Origin of the sequence: Trueperella sp. LYQ143, assembly GCF_046599595.1 — a bacterium.
In the GTDB taxonomy this organism is placed as follows: domain Bacteria; phylum Actinomycetota; class Actinomycetes; order Actinomycetales; family Actinomycetaceae; genus Trueperella.
The window spans coordinates 12,001-30,104 of sequence record NZ_JBKIWR010000004.1 but is presented as its reverse complement, the minus strand read 5'-3'; the positions used below and the strand labels follow the sequence as shown (position 1 = coordinate 30,104).

Annotated in this window: 17 protein-coding genes; 14 read left to right on the top strand and 3 right to left on the bottom strand. The window is 53.9% G+C overall.

The window, feature by feature from the left end; translation table 11 throughout:
• The first annotated feature begins 99 nt into the window (after positions 1 to 99).
• From ACLHIL_RS02585 to ACLHIL_RS02575, 3 genes are all read left to right on the top strand, one after another.
• A complete protein-coding gene (locus ACLHIL_RS02585; protein ID WP_411296389.1) occupies positions 100 to 1,302 on the top strand; it encodes a glutamate--cysteine ligase in 1,203 nt (400 codons plus the stop codon).
• 66 nt (positions 1,303 to 1,368) lie between these two features.
• Positions 1,369 to 2,706, top strand: a complete 1,338-nt coding sequence (locus ACLHIL_RS02580) for a M20/M25/M40 family metallo-hydrolase (RefSeq protein WP_411296388.1) — start codon at positions 1,369 to 1,371, stop codon at positions 2,704 to 2,706.
• A 48-nt stretch (positions 2,707 to 2,754) separates the two neighbouring features.
• On the top strand, positions 2,755 to 3,129 hold the full coding sequence (locus ACLHIL_RS02575) for a hypothetical protein (RefSeq protein WP_411296387.1): 375 nt from the start codon (positions 2,755 to 2,757) through the stop codon (positions 3,127 to 3,129).
• Positions 3,130 to 3,458: 329 nt separating this feature from the next.
• On the opposite strand, the gene ACLHIL_RS02570 is transcribed toward ACLHIL_RS02575, so the two are convergent.
• The gene (locus ACLHIL_RS02570; protein ID WP_411296386.1) at positions 3,459 to 4,403 is read right to left on the bottom strand and encodes an aldo/keto reductase; all 945 of its coding nucleotides are present in this window, start codon (positions 4,401 to 4,403) and stop codon (positions 3,459 to 3,461) included.
• A 51-nt stretch (positions 4,404 to 4,454) separates the two neighbouring features.
• Here ACLHIL_RS02570 and ACLHIL_RS02565 point away from each other — a divergent pair, with 51 nt between their 5' ends.
• The gene (locus tag ACLHIL_RS02565) at positions 4,455 to 5,297 is read left to right on the top strand and encodes an undecaprenyl-diphosphate phosphatase (protein WP_411296385.1); all 843 of its coding nucleotides are present in this window, start codon (positions 4,455 to 4,457) and stop codon (positions 5,295 to 5,297) included.
• Positions 5,298 to 5,515: 218 nt separating this feature from the next.
• Positions 5,516 to 6,166 carry an HAD family hydrolase gene (locus ACLHIL_RS02560; RefSeq protein WP_411296384.1) on the top strand — a complete coding sequence of 217 codons (651 nt, stop codon included), beginning with the start codon at positions 5,516 to 5,518 and terminating at the stop codon, positions 6,164 to 6,166.
• On the opposite strand, the gene ACLHIL_RS02555 is transcribed toward ACLHIL_RS02560, so the two are convergent.
• Complete coding sequence (locus tag ACLHIL_RS02555; RefSeq protein ID WP_411296383.1) at positions 6,146 to 7,024, bottom strand: RecB family exonuclease; 879 nt, start codon at positions 7,022 to 7,024, stop codon at positions 6,146 to 6,148. The genes ACLHIL_RS02560 and ACLHIL_RS02555 overlap by 21 nt on opposite strands.
• A gap of 50 nt (positions 7,025 to 7,074) precedes the next feature.
• On the opposite strand from ACLHIL_RS02555, the gene ACLHIL_RS02550 reads away from it, so the two are divergent.
• The 6 genes from ACLHIL_RS02550 to ACLHIL_RS02525 all read left to right on the top strand — a co-directional run bounded on the left by ACLHIL_RS02550 (position 7,075) and on the right by ACLHIL_RS02525 (position 14,340).
• Positions 7,075 to 8,391: a tRNA (adenine-N1)-methyltransferase gene (locus ACLHIL_RS02550; protein WP_411296382.1), complete on the top strand. Its 1,317-nt coding sequence runs from the start codon at positions 7,075 to 7,077 to the stop codon at positions 8,389 to 8,391.
• Complete coding sequence (arc, locus tag ACLHIL_RS02545) at positions 8,375 to 10,120, top strand: proteasome ATPase (RefSeq protein ID WP_411296381.1); 1,746 nt, start codon at positions 8,375 to 8,377, stop codon at positions 10,118 to 10,120. Before ACLHIL_RS02550 ends, arc begins: the two co-directional genes overlap by 17 nt.
• On the top strand, positions 10,117 to 11,799 hold the full coding sequence (gene dop / locus ACLHIL_RS02540) for a depupylase/deamidase Dop (RefSeq protein WP_411296380.1): 1,683 nt from the start codon (positions 10,117 to 10,119) through the stop codon (positions 11,797 to 11,799). The genes arc and dop overlap by 4 nt, the downstream gene beginning before the upstream one ends.
• A gap of 104 nt (positions 11,800 to 11,903) precedes the next feature.
• Positions 11,904 to 12,089, top strand: coding sequence for a ubiquitin-like protein Pup (locus tag ACLHIL_RS02535; RefSeq protein ID WP_411296379.1), 186 nt, complete (start codon positions 11,904 to 11,906; stop codon positions 12,087 to 12,089).
• Positions 12,086 to 13,471, top strand: coding sequence for a Pup--protein ligase (gene pafA, locus ACLHIL_RS02530; protein WP_411296378.1), 1,386 nt, complete (start codon positions 12,086 to 12,088; stop codon positions 13,469 to 13,471). The genes ACLHIL_RS02535 and pafA overlap by 4 nt, the downstream gene beginning before the upstream one ends.
• Positions 13,468 to 14,340, top strand: a complete 873-nt coding sequence (locus tag ACLHIL_RS02525) for an FKBP-type peptidyl-prolyl cis-trans isomerase (RefSeq protein ID WP_411296377.1) — start codon at positions 13,468 to 13,470, stop codon at positions 14,338 to 14,340. The genes pafA and ACLHIL_RS02525 overlap by 4 nt, the downstream gene beginning before the upstream one ends.
• A 284-nt stretch (positions 14,341 to 14,624) precedes the next feature.
• Here the strand turns inward: ACLHIL_RS02525 and ACLHIL_RS02520 are convergent, their stop codons facing one another.
• Positions 14,625 to 15,293 carry a uridine kinase gene (locus tag ACLHIL_RS02520; protein ID WP_411296376.1) on the bottom strand — a complete coding sequence of 223 codons (669 nt, stop codon included), beginning with the start codon at positions 15,291 to 15,293 and terminating at the stop codon, positions 14,625 to 14,627.
• 57 nt (positions 15,294 to 15,350) lie between these two features.
• Between ACLHIL_RS02520 and hisF the strand changes: the two genes are divergently transcribed.
• The 3 genes from hisF to ACLHIL_RS02505 are packed head-to-tail and all read left to right on the top strand — an operon-like array spanning position 15,351 to position 18,102.
• Entirely contained in the window at positions 15,351 to 16,118 is a 768-nt protein-coding gene (gene hisF, locus ACLHIL_RS02515; protein ID WP_411296375.1) for an imidazole glycerol phosphate synthase subunit HisF, read from the top strand.
• Positions 16,111 to 16,536: a phosphoribosyl-AMP cyclohydrolase gene (gene hisI, locus ACLHIL_RS02510; protein WP_411296374.1), complete on the top strand. Its 426-nt coding sequence runs from the start codon at positions 16,111 to 16,113 to the stop codon at positions 16,534 to 16,536. Before hisF ends, hisI begins: the two co-directional genes overlap by 8 nt.
• Positions 16,537 to 16,566: 30 nt before the next feature.
• The gene (locus ACLHIL_RS02505) at positions 16,567 to 18,102 is read left to right on the top strand and encodes a chorismate-binding protein (RefSeq protein WP_411296373.1); all 1,536 of its coding nucleotides are present in this window, start codon (positions 16,567 to 16,569) and stop codon (positions 18,100 to 18,102) included.
• Positions 18,103 to 18,104: the final 2 nt, after the last annotated feature.

The window sequence follows — 18,104 nt, the reverse complement described above, 5'->3', positions numbered from 1 at the left end:
GATCTAGCCGCTAGATACGGCACGACGCCCGTCTTTGTTTCGGTTATGTGATGGGGGAAGAACTCCCGTCCCCTCCCATGAGAAAGGTAAGGAATGACAATGGAATTTGCGTCATCACCACGGTCAACCCTGGGTATCGAATGGGAATTGCAGCTCATTGATAAAGATTCCAATGACCTACGCCAAGCCGCCGACTACATCTTGGCGCTTACCCGTAAATTAGAACGCGATACGTCGATTATTCACGGGGAAATGTTGCTCAATACCGTTGAATTGGTTTCGCGTCCACATCAGACAGTTGCTGGCTGCGCGGATGATCTGCAACGCGGAATAGATATTCTTGAGCCGATTCTTGCGCCAATGCGCATTACGGTGGCCTCCTCGGGGACGCATCCTTTTGCCAATCCGGTCTATCAACGGGTTACTGATTCTGAGCGCTATGCCGAGTTAGTGAACCGTACCCGATACTGGGGCCGTCAAATGCTGCTATTTGGAACGCACGTCCACGTCGGAATTGATGACCGAACCAAAGTGCTTCCCATTCTTAACGCATGTTTAACCCGTTTTGCTCAGCTTCAAGCCCTGACGGCCTCGTCGCCATTCTGGAACGGGAAAGCTACCGGCTATGTGGATAATCGGGCAATGGTTTTCCAACAGCTCCCGACGGCTGGCACTCCGCATCAGTTCGATACCTGGGAAGAGCTCGTTGCTTACTCGGAAGACATGATGAAAACTGGCGTGATCTCTCATTTCGATGAGGTCCGTTGGGATATTCGCCCCTCGCCTAAGTACGGGACGCTGGAATTTAGAATGTGTGACGCGGCAACGAATATTACTGAAGTACGCATGATTGCCGCCCTTTGCCAATGCCTCGTCGAATATTTCTCTCGTGAGTTAGACGCTGGTCATAGCCTGCCAACGCTGCCGCCGTGGTACGTCGATGAAAATAAATGGCGGGCAGCCCGTTATGGTATGGATGCCGTGCTTATTTTGGATGACTTCGGCAATCAAGAGCCTGTACGTGAGACGATTCTTGCGATGGTAGAGCAGTTAACTCCGATTGCTCAGGATCTTGGTTGTGCCGATGATCTGCATACGGTTCACACTGTGTTAGAGCTCAATCCGCCCTATAAACGTCTACTTCAGGCTGGAGAAAAGTATGACAATCTCCGAGAGGCAATTGTGGATTTCATGATTGCCGAAATGAAAGCGGGTAAGCCGCTAGATCCGCGGTATTACGGGACGCAGGGAATTGCTGCTGTTGATTCGCGAACGCCGCATGCTTACAGTGACGTTCAATAATGATGATGAAAAATTGCGGCAATACGTGGCATGTTGTGCGTAGCGAGAAAAGAGAGTCGTGGAGTTATGACGAAGACGAATGAGGATTATTCAGAGGTTCTGGAGATCGCCCAGCAGCTTATTCGATATGACACCTCCAATGACGGGCGTGAGCAGATCGAAACACCGGCGGCTCACTATGTGATGGATTTATTGACTGAAGTGGGTTTGACCCCGCAGATATATGCGCCAAAACCTGGGCGCGAATCCGTGATCGTGCGCATACCTGGGCGTTTTCGGGAAGTGGAGAGTGATCCGCAGACGGGGCAGCGGCGTGGCGCGGTGGTCATTCACGGGCATCTTGACGTTGTTCCGGCGCGTGCGGAGGATTGGTCGGTGGATCCTTTCGGGGGTGTCGTTCGCGACGGTATGCTCTGGGGGCGCGGCGCGGTTGATATGAAGAATATGGATGCAATGATCTTGGCGGTTGTGCGGGATATTGCGCGCACTGGCTGGGTTCCGCCGCGGGATCTCGTCATTGGATTTTTTGCCGACGAGGAAGCGGGCGGCAAGATGGGGGCGCAGTGGCTGGTATCTGAGCATCCGGAACTGTTTGCCGGAGCAACCCATGCCATTTCTGAGGTGGGTGGATATAACACCTACGTCAATGGCACCCGTGTTTATCTCGTGCAAACGGGAGAGAAAGCGTTGACGTGGTATGAATTGCGAGCGGAAGGAACGGCTGGGCACGGTTCGCAAGTCAATACGGATAATGCAGTTGCGGCTTTGGCGCATGCGATGTCGGCAATTGGAAATGAACAATGGCCTTTGGTTCTACGGCCAGCGGTGCGCACTTTGCTTGAACAGACGGCAGAATTGGCAGGATTGCCTTTTGATCCGCAGGATGAGGAAAGCATTGGAGCCATCGTTGCGGCCTTAGGGCCGGCGCAGGCGTATGTAGCGGCCACGTTGCGCACGGGTGCTAATCTGACGCAACTTCATGGTGGCTATATGGCAAATGTGATTCCGCAGCATGCTGTGGGCACGGTTGATGTGCGAGCCATTCCCGGTACTGAGCAGGCAGTCGATGCGCGAATTCGCGAGCTGGCTGCAGGGTGTCAGGTACGAACGTTGCATGATTCTGCCGGTATCGAGATGCCAATGTCGGGCAGTTTTATGGATGCGATGGTTCATGCTGTGCAGGCCTGTGATCCAGGCGCGCGAGTCTTGCCGTATCTTTTGTCTGCTGGAACAGATAATAAAGCTCTTGCGCGTCTTGGCATTGCTGGATATGGCTTTGCTCCGGTGCAAGTTCCCCCGGATTTTGACTTCCCAGCAATGTTCCACGGGGTTGATGAACGTATTCCGGTGGACTCGTTATATTTTGGGTGTCGAGTGTTGCGAGAATTTATTGAGCAGGTATAGGCGCTTAACGGTTTCCTATTGCCCGTGTCGTGGGCTAGGCTTCTAGCTATGGCGGACGCAGCGGATTACGAATTGGAAGCGCTCATTGCAGCGCTACGCGATTTTCATACGGCGGCTAAGCAGCATGGCCCGGATGGTGGCGAGTTACTTGCTGCACTCAGCGAGCAACTCGCTGACCAGTACACCCTCTATGACGATGTTATGTTCACGACGTATCACGTCGAATGTCCCTTAGATACCTATGACGGGTATGACGAGGACGATGACGACCTCGACGAGTATGACGATGATTTCGATGATGAATATGACGATGAGGATGAGGACGACGAGGACGATGATGACCTCGATGATGATGACTTTGACGAGTATGACGATGATTTCGATGATGAATATGACGATGAGGATGACGAGGAAGACGACTAATAGCTCGGAGTTGTCGTCCTGACGGTGGTCATTAGAACGTAAAACTGCGAAATCTGGCAATCGCTAATCGCGATTGCAGGTCAGGATCTCCCAAGGATATGCGCCGTGCCTCGGTGGCTATTGAGATTGTAGCCACCGAGGCCTTTTGCTACGTTGACACCGACGTGGATATTTCCAGCCGATGTGCTTTAGGGGGGGCAGTAAAGATTCGCTGCACCCCAAAGATCCGCTGCACCCCAAAGCTATGGCTCTCGTCATTGGGGATAACGCCTGCTCGCTACGTTCTGCGGCGGCTAGGAGGTAAGCGGCTGCGCTGCGAAGAGAAGTGGCTAAGAAATATCTGAGATTGCGCGGTGTACGGGCTCGGGAAGCTCGCAGATATCGAGTTCGAGGATTTGATCGAATTGGGCGTGGGTGCGAGCTCCGACGAAGGCGCACGCGACCTGTGGGCGCGATAGTAGCCACGCTAGTGCAATATCTGCGGGGGTGCGCCCGAGCCCGTCCGCAGCTTTGGCAATAGCTTCGACGGTTCTTCGCGGTTTATCCTCAAGATGCCGTTCCACGCTTGAGCGCAGGTGCTCTGTTGCTGCCCGTGAGGTAGGAGGAATGGTGTGCCGATATTTGCCGGTTAATACCCCGCCGGCCAGCGGCGAATATGCGCATATTCCAAGTCCAAACTCCTCGCAGACGTCGGTGAGATCCCGATCTGCATGCCGATCAAGAACCGAAAATTCTGTTCCGATGCCGGCCAAGATGGGGGCGTGGTGGTCAGTGAAGTATTGGGCGTAACGGGCTACTTGCCATGCGGGGAAGTTACTCAGGCTGATATATCGGGCTTTTCCGGCCGAAACGATGGCGATGAGGGATTCAATGGTTTCTTCGAATCGAGTGTGGTGGTCTATACCGGCGACACTGACCACATCGAGATAGCTGGTATTCAATTGCTCAAGCATCTGTTCTACCGATGCCATCAGCGCGCCGCGCCCGGTGTTGCATCGAACTGCTCCGCTATCTGTACGAAAGAAGGTGCCGACATGGCCGATGATGCACAGTTCTGAACGGTCTACTGCGCCGTCAAGGACGCTGCCTAATACGGTAAGTGCTAAACCGTCTCCATATACGGCAGAGATGTCGATGGCATTTCCGCCATGATCGAGTAGGTTGGCGACCATCCGGTGGGCGTCGCTGGATTCGGTATCTCGCCCCCAGGTGAGAGTCCCCATGCCGATATGGCCGATTTGTAGACCGCTGTGTCCGAGAAAGATGTGCTTCATATCCCAGAGCCTAATGCACGAGGAGAAAAATCGCGGGGTTAGGCTAGGCGGGTGGGTATTTTTGAAGCCATTGTGTTAGGAATCGTTCAAGGATTGACGGAGTTTCTCCCGATCTCATCGTCGGCACATTTGCGTATTGTTGGGGAGTTGTTTCCATCCTTAGGCGATCCGGGAGTGACTTTTACGGCTGTGACTCAAATCGGCACTGAGACGGCTGTTGTGCTGTATTTTTGGCGCGATATTGTGCGCATTATTAGCGCGTGGTTTCGCTCATTGCCGGTGGTTTCACCGCCGCGGCGAGTTCCGTCAGCCAATCCGGATGTGCGCCTAGGTTGGATCGTTATTTTCGGGACGATTCCGATTGTCGTTCTGGGATTATTGCTGGAGGAAAAGATCGACTCCGTATTCCGCAATTTGTATATAACAGCCGCTATGCTCGCTATCTTCGCGGTTTTGCTTGGCGTAGCTGATCGGCTGGGGCGTCGGGCGATTCCGCTGGAGCAGATGTCTGTACGCGATGGCGTGGTTTTAGGTTTTGCGCAGTCGATGGCGTTGATCCCAGGGGTCTCGCGCTCTGGCGGGACGATCACCGTCGGCTTGGCTTTGGGGTACACTCGATCCGCGGCGGCGCGAATTTCTTTCTTGTTGGCGATTCCAGCTATTATGGGGTCTGGTTTCTACCGGCTTTTATCTGATGACGGGACGGGGCCACAGGTTGGTGGGATACCAACATTAGTCGCTACTGTTACAGCCTTTATTGTGGGGTTTGCTGTGATAGTAGGATTCCTGCGTTTCGTAGAGACTCGTTCTTACGCGATCTTCGTGGTTTATCGTTTTGTTCTGGCAGCTACCGTTATTGCCCTCTTAGGGACCGGGTTGATAAATGCGTATTAATGGGGAAATTACCACATGCTGAGATGCATAGCCGACGATGTATTGCGTATAACGCACAATGAGTGACGGTGGCTCAAGTAAACGGTACACGAATGGCATCTCGGGAGAGCGGATGAGTTAAATCCCTGCGAGCCGGGTGATAGCTTGCGCCCGTGCTTTCGCACCTAGCTATTCATGCGTTGACCGCGCTTATTTCTATTGATAAGGAGACGAGAGATATGTTGCCCCAGGCTGTCCTTTTCGATATGGACGGTACCCTCACTGACTCAGAAGAGCTGTGGTTTGCTGCTGAAGAAGAGGTCTTTGCTGCCCTAGATCGCCCGTGGAAACGAGGCGATGAGACAGCAATTATTGGGATGTCTCTGACGGATTCCACCCGATATTTGTGTCAGGCATTGCAGTTAGAGATCAGCCCAGCTCAGTTAGGGACGCTGCTTACCGATAAGGTTGCCGAACTTGGGCGTCGGCGAGGAATGCCGTGGCGGCCTGGTGCCCAAGAACTCCTGACCTTGTTGGTCGAACTGCAGATCCCCAGCGCGCTAGTTACATCGTCATTCCGTTCGTTTGCCGATTTGACCTTAGCCAATAGCCCTCAGGGAGCGCTAACCGTCTGTGTTACTGGTGATGAAGGACTAGCCGGTAAACCTGATCCTGAGCCGTATCGCTGTGCAGCTCAACGCCTCGGAGTGGATATTTCCCGCTGCCTGATCTTCGAAGATTCGATTCCTGGGTTAACAGCAGCCCATGCCTCTGGTGGGCGGGCGGTAGGAGTTCCACTTCATGTAAAACTCCCGCAGTTGCCCGGCGTCCAACTGATCTCATCCCTGACGCAGGTGGACGAAGAAAAATTACATCAACTGATGGGCTGAGCTATCGCCGTGCGCATTGTGCTGGGCTGAGGAGGTGGAGATCTCTGCCGTCAGTAAATAGGCGGCGCCCTGCTCACTCATTTGCGGCGGCTGCCCCCCGAATTCAGGGCATATCGCTTGGAAATCGCACCATTGGCATAATGGGTTGCGCCGCGCTTCAAAGTGCCCATTATCTAGCCTGGCTCGGATCTGCGCCCACAGTGTGTTGATCTCTGATTCGATGGCCTTAACGTCATCGCTATGCGGATCGTAGGTGAGGGTGCGCCCATCCCCGAGATATAACAGTTGCGTGCGAGCCGGCAGATCCTTGCCAGAAAAGACGAGCGCAGCAGCATAAAAACACATCTGGAAAATGGCGCTGCGCTGGTATTCTGGGCGTGGAGAACGACCAGTTTTATAATCGATGACGCGAATCGCCCCATTGGGAGCAATATCGAGACGATCAATAATTCCGCGTATCGCCAATCCTGAAGGTAGTACGGCATTGACGAAAGATTCTCGGGCATGAGGTTGGAGATACTGTGGCTGCTCAAGAGTGAAATATCGGCTTATTAGTGGGCGAGCTGATTCAATCCATGAGTCAATGTCTGCTTGTGAGGAAAAGATCTCTGCGTCCTTGGGGTGGCGTTGTTGGTGGGCCTGCCAACGGGGAAGGAGTAAGGATTGGGCGTGATCTTCAGTGCGCTGTTCAGGGCACGCATCAAAGATGTGTTCCAGGACGGAGTGTACTAGCGTCCCGCGCAACATCTCAGGAGTGGGCTTTTCGGTAATGCGATCAATACTCCGCAGGCGAAACTTCAAAGGGCAGGTACGAAAGTCGCTTGCCCGACTCGGTGAAATAGCAGCATGTGAACTCATTCTCTCACCATACCCGCGGTTGTGAAGATGCGGTCGGTAAGATAGCAGTGATGAGTACTTATCCACACCCGTATGGGGCAGAACGTCGCCGCGGTCCATTTCGTGCCGGTGAGCGAGTGCAGATCACTGATATTAAAGGTCGCAAGTACACCACGATGTTGACCACAGATGGTTACTTCCAATCCACCCGAGGAAACTTTTATCATCGCGAGGTTATTGGGCAACCTGAGGGGACAATACTGGTGACGCAATCTGGTCACAGCTTGCAGTTAATGCGCCCCTTGGTATGCGACTATGTGTTGTCTATGCCACGCGGAGCTACTCCGATTTACCCGAAAGACGCAGGGCAGATCATTCAACATGGCGATATTTTCCCTGGGGCGCGCGTCCTGGAAGCCGGAGTGGGCTCAGGGGGTCTGACCTTATCCCTGCTTGCCGCCGTGGGTGAAAGTGGCCAGGTGACCTCAGTGGAGCGCCGCCCCGAATTTGCTGAGATTGCTCAAGCAAATGTGCTCTCATGGTATGGACCGCAGTGCCCTCCGTGGCAGCTCTGCATCGGCGATGCAAATGACGTGTTATCTGAAATGGAGCAGGAAAGCCTCGATCATGTCATTTTAGATATGCTCGCTCCGTGGGAATGTATCACTGCGGCTGCTCAGGCATTGCGCAGCGGCGGAGTCATTATTGGATATGTAACAACGACGACGCAACTATCGCGATTTGTGGAAATGCTGCGAGATTCTCAGGCCTTTACCGAACCGGAAGCACTGGAATCGATGGTGCGCACCTGGCATTTGGATGGTCTTGCAGTTCGCCCAAATCATTCGATGGTCGCTCACACTGGCTTTTTGGTGTTTGCCCGCAGAATTGCGCGTAATTCTTACCCGTTAATTCCGAGTCGGCGGCCGGCGCCAGCAGCACATAGTGAGGCCCTATCCTGGAGTGAGAATTCAGCTCAGGAGATGAATGAGCGAGAGATCGCACAGCGCAAGCTGCGTAAAATCCGTCGAGATATTGCCCATCGTGCGGATGTGGAGATAAGTGGAACGTCGGCGCCTGGTGAAAACGCGCGTGCGATGGATGAACGGATTGCAGCGGAACTGCGTGAACGTGATATGCAACGCTATGCCCAGCGAGCGGCCGCCCGCCAGGAAGCAGCTAAAGAACGCTCATGGGAAACTGAACAATCCTATGATCCGGGCTGTTGTTCTCCTGATTCTTCGTCTGTGCCTTCTCGGCTCGCTACCTCACAATGCGATGATGTGTCGGCAAGTGCCAAGCAAACAATACGCCCAGAAACTGAAACAGTAACAGTAACCGAGCCATATCCAGCACAGGGAGAGGATGCCCATGACGGAGCACACTGATTCACTGGAAAACGGCGAGATATTTTCGTTGCGTGCAACCCTGAGTTCGGTTTTAGAGAAAAACGAACGTCTCAGCCGTGGTTTACAAGAAGCGCGCCAACGCATCACTGACCTGAATGCTCAAGTAGAACGGCTATCCCAACCGCCTGGATCGATTGCAACCTTCATCAGTGCCAACCATGACCGTCGGGAAATTTTAGCGATGGTCAATGGGCGGCAGATGATTCTCGCTGTTTCGCATTTAATCGACCTAGGATCTATCCGTCCTGGTCAAGAACTCATTTTGAACGAGTCATTAGTGGTGATCGGCACGCAATCCTACGATCGTATCGGAAGCCTTGCCACAGTGGCGTTAGTTATTGATTCCGAGCGGGTGGTTGTGCGCTATGGGGCTGACGATGAGCGCGTCATGCGGTTATCGGGTCGGTTAATGGATCGTGGCGTGCGGCTCGGAGATACCGTACTGGCGGATATGAAAGCAGGATACGTCCTTGAGCATGTGGAACGACCAGATGTGGAACACCTGCTATTAGAGGAAATTCCCGATGTTACCTACGCTGATATTGGTGGATTAGATGCTCAAATTGAGCAGATTCGCGACAGTATCGAATTGCCTTTTGAACATCCGCAACTCTATCGCGAACACGGTCTTAAACCTCCGAAAGGGGTGCTACTTTACGGCCCGCCTGGTACTGGAAAAACCCTTATCGCCAAGGCGGTGGCGACCTCTATCGCCGAAAAAGTCGCACAGCGTAATCAAGCGGCAGCGTCGGAGGATCCAGCAAAGAGTAAAACGCAACTATCGCGATATGCCCACCAGCCGCGTTCGTATTTCTTCAATATCAAAGGTCCACAATTGCTGGATAAATACGTCGGAGAAACCGAGCGGCAGATTCGCCAAATCTTTGCCCGCGCGCGCGATCGAGCGGCTAGCGGTATTCCGGTCGTGATCTTCTTTGATGAAATGGAAGCCTTATTCCGTACCCGTGGCTCGGGAGTTTCGTCGGACGTCGAAACAACCATCGTTCCTCAGCTATTGACGGAAATTGATGGAGTCGAACAGCTGGATAACGTGATCGTCATTGGGGCGTCGAATCGAGAAGATATGATCGATCCGGCGATTTTACGTCCGGGTCGTTTCGATGCCAAGATCCGCATTGATCGCCCGACGCGATCCGGCGCACGAGAGATTATCCTGAAGTACCTCACTCCCGATTTGCCTATTCACCTGGCAGAGATTAACCGCTGTGGATCGGCGGCGGCAGCGGTAGAAACTATGGCACGCGAAGCTGTGGATATGCTTTTTGAACGCACAACACAAATGGAGTTCGTGGAGTTGACCTATGTAAATGGCCAGCGCGAAAGGCTTTACGTATGTGATTTCGTATCGGGAGCCATGCTTGCTGCCATTGTGGATCGGGCAAAGAAATATGCGATTAAGGATTTCTTACAAAGCGGTCAGCGGGGAATTTCGATGACGCATATACGGGCTGCAATTTACGATGAAGTAAAACAAAATGACGAAATAACCCAGCTCACCAATCCGCAAGAGTGGGCGCGTATTCATGGTCGGCATACACCGTGGCCGGTAGCAAATGTGCGCCCGATCTGCGCAAGTAGTGAGATCCTCAGCTCGCCATCACAGGAGGAACAGCAAGCGGCGTTAGGGGATGTGCCAGGGGAAAACGTTGGAGAATATCCCTCGGAAGCTGAACGGGAGCAGTCATGAGTGTTCATCGCATTATGGGCTTAGAAACTGAGTTTGGAATCTGCCGAGAAGATCGTGAGTCATCTTCGCTAACCGCTACTCCGATGCCGAATTCCTCAACTGTTATACATGCTCGCGGCCATGCGGAGAATCACAAAGCACCAGGGCGTGAACCAAGCGGAATGAATAACCCGATTGTATGGTCAACCCAGTTGGTGCAGGCCTACGCTCAAGCTGGAAGCGCCAGCGGTAGGGCAGGGGCAATTCCCTGGGATTATCGCAGTGAAGATCCTCTATGTGATGCCCGTGGGTATCGCTTAGATCGCGCCAGCGCACATCCATCACAACTCACTGATGATCCGATCGCGAGCGCGCCAGATACCGAGGGCGTCATCTGCCGGATGCCGCGTCCAACACCAGCGCAACAGGCACTGATTCGCCCAGCCAATGCCGTCTTAACCAACGGCGCCCGATTCTATGTGGATCACGCTCATCCCGAGTATTCTGCGCCGGAAGTGGCCAGCGCGCGCGAAGCTGTGCTGTGGGACCGGGCTGGTGAAGTCATTGCCCGTCATGCCATGAAATGTGCCGAGGAGCAAGGTCACCACCTCGTGGTGTATAAGAACAATACCGACAGTAAAGGCGCCGCTTACGGCTGCCATGAGAATTATTTGATGGAACGTCATGCGGATTTCACGGACGTTATCCGCTACCTCACCGCCTTTTTCGTCACCCGTCCGATTCTGTGTGGAACGGGTCGGGTTGGTTTAGGGCAACGCAGTGAATATGCCGGTTTTCAGATTTCGCAGCGGGCCGATTTCGTCGAAAATGATGTCGGTTTGGAAACCACTTTTAATCGTCCGATTATCAATACTCGCGATGAGCCGCATGCGCACGCTCGGTGGCGCCGCTTGCACGTTATCGGGGGAGACGCCAATCAGTTTGACATCTCGAATCTCCTTAAGGTGGGTACGACGTCACTCGTCATTTCCCTGATTGAATCGGGAGAGATTCCGCTGGAGTGGGATAGCATCTTGCTCAATGATCCGGTGCGAGCCACCTGGGAAATCTCGCATGATCCGCAACTTCGTCGGGAAGTGGATATGTTTGATGGGCGCTCTCAGAGTGCCATCGCCATTCAACAGATTTATCTCGATGCGGCACGTGAGCATGTGGAACGGCATGGGATGAACGATGAAGAAACCGCACAGGTGCTCCAGATATGGCAAGAAGTTTTAGATGATCTGCGCACAGATATGATGCGGGCGGCCCGACGGGTGGAATGGATTGCCAAATATCAGGTTCTGGAATCGCTACGTCAGCGTCTAGGCGGATCGTGGGATCACGATAAGCTGCGTGCCTGCGATTTGCAATGGCATGATTTACGGCCAGAACGCTCCATCGTGGCTCGGTTGGAGGCCGCTGGTCAGGTAGAACGCATCGTGAGCACCTCTGAGGTTGACCATGCGGTGCGTTATGCTCCGTCATCTACGCGGGCATACCTGCGAGGAGGGCTCATCCGTCGATTTGCAAAGCAGGTGCAATGCGCCGGATGGGATAGCGTGACGGTTGACGACGGTACCGATTTACTCCGAGTGGCAATGGCTGATCCAGCCGCATATTGTGCTGATCGGCTGGGGTGCGTCCTTGAGGAGGGGGCGTTAGCCGATATATTGGCCGCAGTTCGCGAGCAGCGGTGATCTGTAATTCACGAGGCGAAACGGATGTGAATAATCCCCATATCCGGTTCTCTGTTAGCCGCGATCCAGGTGTACTAGAGTAGCCACCAGAAGGAAGGGAGCGCATGTCCGAACAACAGTTTCGTCAGGTCCGTCGGCGTGAAGAGGAATCGGAAAATAATGACGTACCGACTCCAGCGGTGGCAGCTACGGTATTCAACGTTGACGATGTTCTTGACGATATCGATGCCATCTTGGAAGAAAATGCGACGTCTTTTGTGCAGGGGTTTGTTCAAAAGGGCGGCCAGTGATCCCGCGTCGCGTCATTGGAGTGGAAACCGAGTACGGAATCTTTTGTGCGTCGACCTCGGGTAGTGAAGCTCCGTTAGATGCGGAGGAAAGCGCGCATCGGCTCTTTGCTTCGGTAGTGGCACATACCCACTCCACAAGTACGTTTTTACCCAACGGCTCGCGTCTATATCTCGATGTGGGAGCGCACCCGGAGTATGCCACGGCTGAGTGTGATGATATTGCTGATCTGATTGCGAATGATCGGGCTGGGGATGCGATTTTTGCTCATCTTGCTGAGCAAGCTAATACCCAGCTAGCACATGAGGGGATTGCTGGGCGTATCCACTTACTGAAGAATAATCGAGATTCTTATGGCAATGCCTTCGGATGTCATGAAAATTATTTGCTGCGGCGTCGGCGAGATTTTCGTTCTCGGATCGATGCCCTGATCCCGTTTTTCGTTACTCGGCAGCTTCTCGTCGGTAATGGGTATCTGCGCCAGGATGATACTGGTATGCATTTCGCGTTATCCCAGCGCGCAGACCACATGGACGATGCGATTTCGGCGGCCTCTACCCGCACGCGCCCGATGATTAATACCCGCGATGAGCCGCATGCTGACGCGGAACGCTATCGTCGAATGCACGTCATCGTGGGGGATTCCTCCATGTGCCAGGCGACGCTCGCATTAAAAATTGGCATGACGGAAGCCGTGCTCAATGTACTGGAATCGGGAGCCGCCGTGCCGGAGTGTACGTTAGCCGATCCTGTGCAGGCGATCCGCACGGTCTGCACAGATCTGTCGGGGAGGCAGCCGCTGCCGCTGGCTCATTCTGGCGCAATGTCGGCTCTGGATATTCAGCGGGAAATATACCAGGTCGTTGTCACGCATTATCAGCGCCACGGCTGGTTTGACCAGCTCGATGCGACGCGCCGTTATGTTTTTGATCTGTGGGCGCGGGCGCTCAATGCTATGGAATCCGGTGATGTGCAGAGCCTGGTACGGGAAATTGACTGGGTTGCTAAACGCTACACTCTGCAACGCTATTGTGAGCGTTCGGGCGTGAGTTGGGATGATCCGCGGGTTGCCCGTCTCGATCTGGCCTGGCACGATATTACGCCTTATGGGCTTCGGCAACGGTTGGAAGCCAGCGGCGCACTCCACATGATTGTTCCGGTAGAGCGAATAGAACAAGCCCGTACAATTCCTCCGCAAACCACTCGGGCGAAGTTGCGCGGCGATTTTGTTGCCGCTGCGATGGATCGGCGTCGCGATTATCTGGTGGATTGGTTGAACCTGCGGTTACTAGAGGATGAGGGATCACGAGGTGTTTTGCTCCCTGATCCACTGTGTTTTGCCGATTCACGAGTTGATGAGTTGATTGCAGGTATTGATTCATGAATCGTCGGCGTATCGTGCTCTATATCGGTGGAATCATCCTAGGGCTGTGGTTAGGCTTCGTTGGATCGACGGTGAGCTACCGGCTGCAACATTCCCCGCAGGATTTTGTCATGACGACTTCCGGGGAATTGGGGCAAACTCCGGTGCTGACGCTCAGCGGAAAACCACATTTCGATGAGCACTCAACGCCGGGGACGCGTTCGCTGGCGGTTGATCGTTCGGGGCAAGGGCGCGAGATTACAGAAAAATCTCCGGTGGTGTTATCCCTGACGGCTTTTCACGTTACGGCACGCGCAACCCCCGAAGAGCATGGGCGTACGTTAATCGTCAATTTTGCAACGCCAAATGCGCTTTCGCGGTTTTATTCTGACGTTATCGGGCAGCGAGAAGGAAGTCGGCTGATCGTCACGGAACCTGAAAGTGAATACAGCGCTGTTGTGAGCGTCATTGATATTTTGCCAACCTCGTTGCCCCAGGAGCATGCAGCGATTCCGGCGCATGATGGTATGCCAGCGGTGGATATTGTCTCTGGCATACCGACGATTACAGCGGGTGGCGGGCCTGTTTCTGAATTGGTCTACAACTCCGTCATCACAGGTAAGGGCGCACAAATTGGTGAAAATGATGCTGTTGTCGTCAATTACGTCCTCGCAGATGCAAACGGTCAGGTTCGAGAAAATACCTGGCAGCAAGGGAAACCGGCGTTACTGAACATGCCAGAAGTGTTCCCTGGTTTGCGCGATGCTTTACTGGATGCGCGCGTCGGGAGTCGAATAGTGGTGGCGATTCCGTCGCGATTAGCTCAAGGAGGCGGAGATCGCGCCCTTGTCGTCGATATTTTGGCGGCAGCACCTGCAGCGGCAGACTGAATTACGTACACCGAGAGAGCAGCGATGGGTGAGCCTTGGGTGTTTGCGCTTTTCCTCTCCAGATTTCATCTCTCTTCTCATATCTTCATATCTGTGCTAGCTGGGCTATATCTGTTTTTATAGCTGGCAGCAGTAATTATTCTCGCCATGAGAGGGGAAAAGGAATCACGCATAACAGGAAAATACGAGGCGATAGGACCGCATATAGGGGAGGGGGAAAGCGGTAGCAATTTCCTTTATATTTGCACCAGGGAGGGAAAAGTAAAGGTCCAACCTGATTGTGATTACGGCAGTGTTTCCGGCTCATCGGTGTGCAGCACATAATCTGCACGCGCATCTGAAGCAGACTCAGCGCGTAGCTGTTCTTCTGCCTGCGCCCATACCTGCCAATACGCTGACCAATCGTAGGCATCGCGGTAGCGCACTCGGCTCTGGCGAAGATCGCTACTGGCCTCTAGCCATATTCTGCAATCGAGCAGCGTGGAAAGGTGGGCCGATATTGCTCCACTGCCAACCACAATAATGCGCTGCGCATACCCGTATTGCGGCAGACGACGCAGCGGCCCAGGGCGGTTAGCCTGCCAATCCCACGGGCGCGCCCAGACGTATCCGTTTTGGCGCAGCTCAGCGAGGAGAACTGCCAGATACGGAATATCGGCAACGAGACGATCCCAGCCCCGAATATAATCTTCAACTTCGATAGTGACAATAGCGGGCGGCGAGGGAACCGAACAGGAAGCTACGGGGGATTCGGCACGATTGTGGGTAGCTTCCTCCGCATTGAGTTCACTGAGCAACTGTTGTGCGATCTCATGGGCCAAGGTGGTTTTTCCAGCACCGGAGCGTCCGTCAATCCCAATAATAAAAAGTGAGTGTTCGGCGGCAGCTGCACAGACTTTAGCAATGATCTGCTGCCGTGATCCCCTAGCGTTCACACTGTGGATAGACCCCATGGTCTGTACCTTAGTTGTTGTTACCATGAAGCGAAACTTCAACTTAGGGGAGGGCTGATGGGGGCTGGTATTCGAGTTATTCCTTGTCTTGATACAAAAGACGGGCGGGTAGTAAAAGGCGTGAATTTCGCCGATATTAAAGACGTCGGAGATCCAGTAGAGCTCGCCAAACGTTACTGTGAGATGGGTGCTGACGAACTGGGTTTCCTGGATATTTCTGCCTCTGTTGAGGGGCGCGCAACCATGCGTGAGGTCGTCCGGCGTACCGCACAGGTGGTGACGGTCCCGTTCACCGTCGGGGGCGGGGTTCGCAATGTAGAAGATGTCCGTGAACTGATGGAGGCTGGCGCGTCAAAGATTGGCATCAATACCTCGGCGTTGCTTCGCCCCGAGGTGCTAACCGAAATCGCTGAGGAATTTGGCCCGCAAGCAATCATGTTATCGGTAGATGCACGCCGCGCGCCAGGGTGCCCTTCAGGATTTGAAGTGACGATCAATGGAGGCACACAAGGGCTGGGGCGGGATGCTCTCGAATGGGCAGTTGAAGCTGTGGAACGCGGCGCCGGGGAAGTCCTCCTCAACTCAATGGATGCCGACGGCATGACCACCGGCTATGACATTGAATTACTTGAAAAAGCTCGGAAGATTATCAGCGCTCCGATCATTGCTTCGGGCGGTGCCGGATGTGTTGCGGATTTTGTTTCGGCTGCCCAAGCTGGTGCTGATGCGGTACTCGCGGCCTCGGTATTCCACTTCGGGGTTGTGACGGTTGCTGAGGTCAAAGCTGCTCTGCGGGCGGCTGGCTTCGAGGTTTTGGGTGAATAAGAACACCGTGCCAGCGAGTACGAATACGCCCTCGGGGTTAGACACCGAAGGCGTCGATACTCTTTCTGATGAGATTCGGGCACGTATCCGCTTTACCGATGACGGTTTAGTGCCGGCTGTTGTTCAGGATCGGCGCAGCCGGGATGTTCTCATGGTGGGGTGGATGGATGAAATTGCTCTCGCTCGGACGCTATCAACTGGACGCGCCTGGTATTGGTCGCGTTCTCGTCAGCAGTATTGGCGCAAAGGCGACACCTCAGGAGCTATCCAGCTTGTTCATTCTGCGGAATTAGACTGTGATGGAGATGTTATCTTGTTGACGGTCACGCAGATTGATGCCGCATGCCATACCGGCACGTGGCGATGTTTCGACGCCGGTGGAGCATTACCCGTGACCACCGAGCACCATATGGTATAGCCATAGCGAATAGATAAGGAGAAAACCGCAGTGAACAATCGTCAATGGGGGGAGATTTATCCTCCGCGTGAGGAGTTCCTTGAGTTAGGAGCGACTCGGCGCGTTGTTCCCGTCGCTATGAAAGTTCTCGTTGATGATGCCTCGCCGGTGAGCTTGTACCGGACTTTGGCACTGTCACAACCAGGCACTTTTATGTTGGAGAGCGCAGAGCGAGATGGTTGGTCCCGATGGTCCTTTATCGGTGTGGCAGCGCGTGCCTGGATGGTGACTCGCGACGGAGTGAGCCGGTGGTACGGAGATGTGCCGGAGGGGATTACCCGTGAAGGTAGCACCTTGGAGCTGCTCCAATCTGCACTGGATGTGTTGTCCTCTGAGCCGATTGCAGATCTGCCGCCATTAACCGGCGGCTTAGTGGGAACGATCGGCTGGGATGTGCTCTACGAATGGAATCCAGAGTTGCGTCGGGAGGCAGTAAAGGAATATCAAACGCCAGAAGCTGTACTCACCTTAGTTGACGATCTTGTTGCCGTCGATCATAAGGACAACTGTGTATGGCTAATTGCCAACGCGATCAACCGCAACGGCACTGCAGCGGGTATTGAGGAAGCCTGGGCAGATGCGCTTTCCCGTATTGAGGCTATGCGCCAGCAGTTGAATACGGCTCAGACGATCCACCCTGCGGTAGTAGATGGCGATGCGTCGGGGCCAAAGCCGCAGTGGCGAGTGACGAAAGAAGAATTTGCTCGGGCAATTGAACAGACCGTGCATTACATCAATGCCGGTGAAGCTACCCAAGTGGTTATTGCGCAACGTGCCGATGTCGAATGCCCGGCAGATCCTGTGGACGTATATCGAGTTTTACGTTCCATTAACCCCAGCCCGTACATGTTCTATGTCGTTTTGCCAGATGATCACGAGGGCTCATTTACGCTCGTCGGTTCTTCACCGGAGACGCTTTTGCGGGTGAAGGATCGACAGGTGATGACCTTCCCCATCGGAGGAACGCGCCCGCGCCCCGCCGATCCACGGCAAGACGCAGCAGTTATTGCTGATCTGCAGGCTGATCCGAAAGAAGTCCATGAACATGAACTGTTGGTGGAACTGTCGGAGCATGATTTAGGTCTAATCTGTGATCCAGCCACGATTGAGGTTGTGGATCGCCGAGCAATCAAGGTGCTTTCGCACGTCATTCATTTGACCTCAACGGTGACGGGAACCTTGCGTGAGGATGTGACGATTCCGCAAGCCTTGCAGGCAACATTCCCAGCGGGAACGCTTTCCGGCGCGCCAAAGGAACGTGCCATTGAGATGATTGACGAACTTGAGCCAGCACTGCGGGGAATCTTCGGCGGCGTTACGGGCTACTTTGATTTCTCCGGTAATACGGATTTGGCAATTACGATTCGCACTGCGATTATTACCGGGAACCATGCTCAAGTGCAGGCCGGTGCCGGTGTTGTTGCACAGTCGCATGCCGATTATGAATACAACGAAACGCAGAATAAAGCTGGAGCAGTTCTAAAGGCCATTGAGCTAGCCGCTCGGTTATCTGGTCCGGCCAGCTAGTT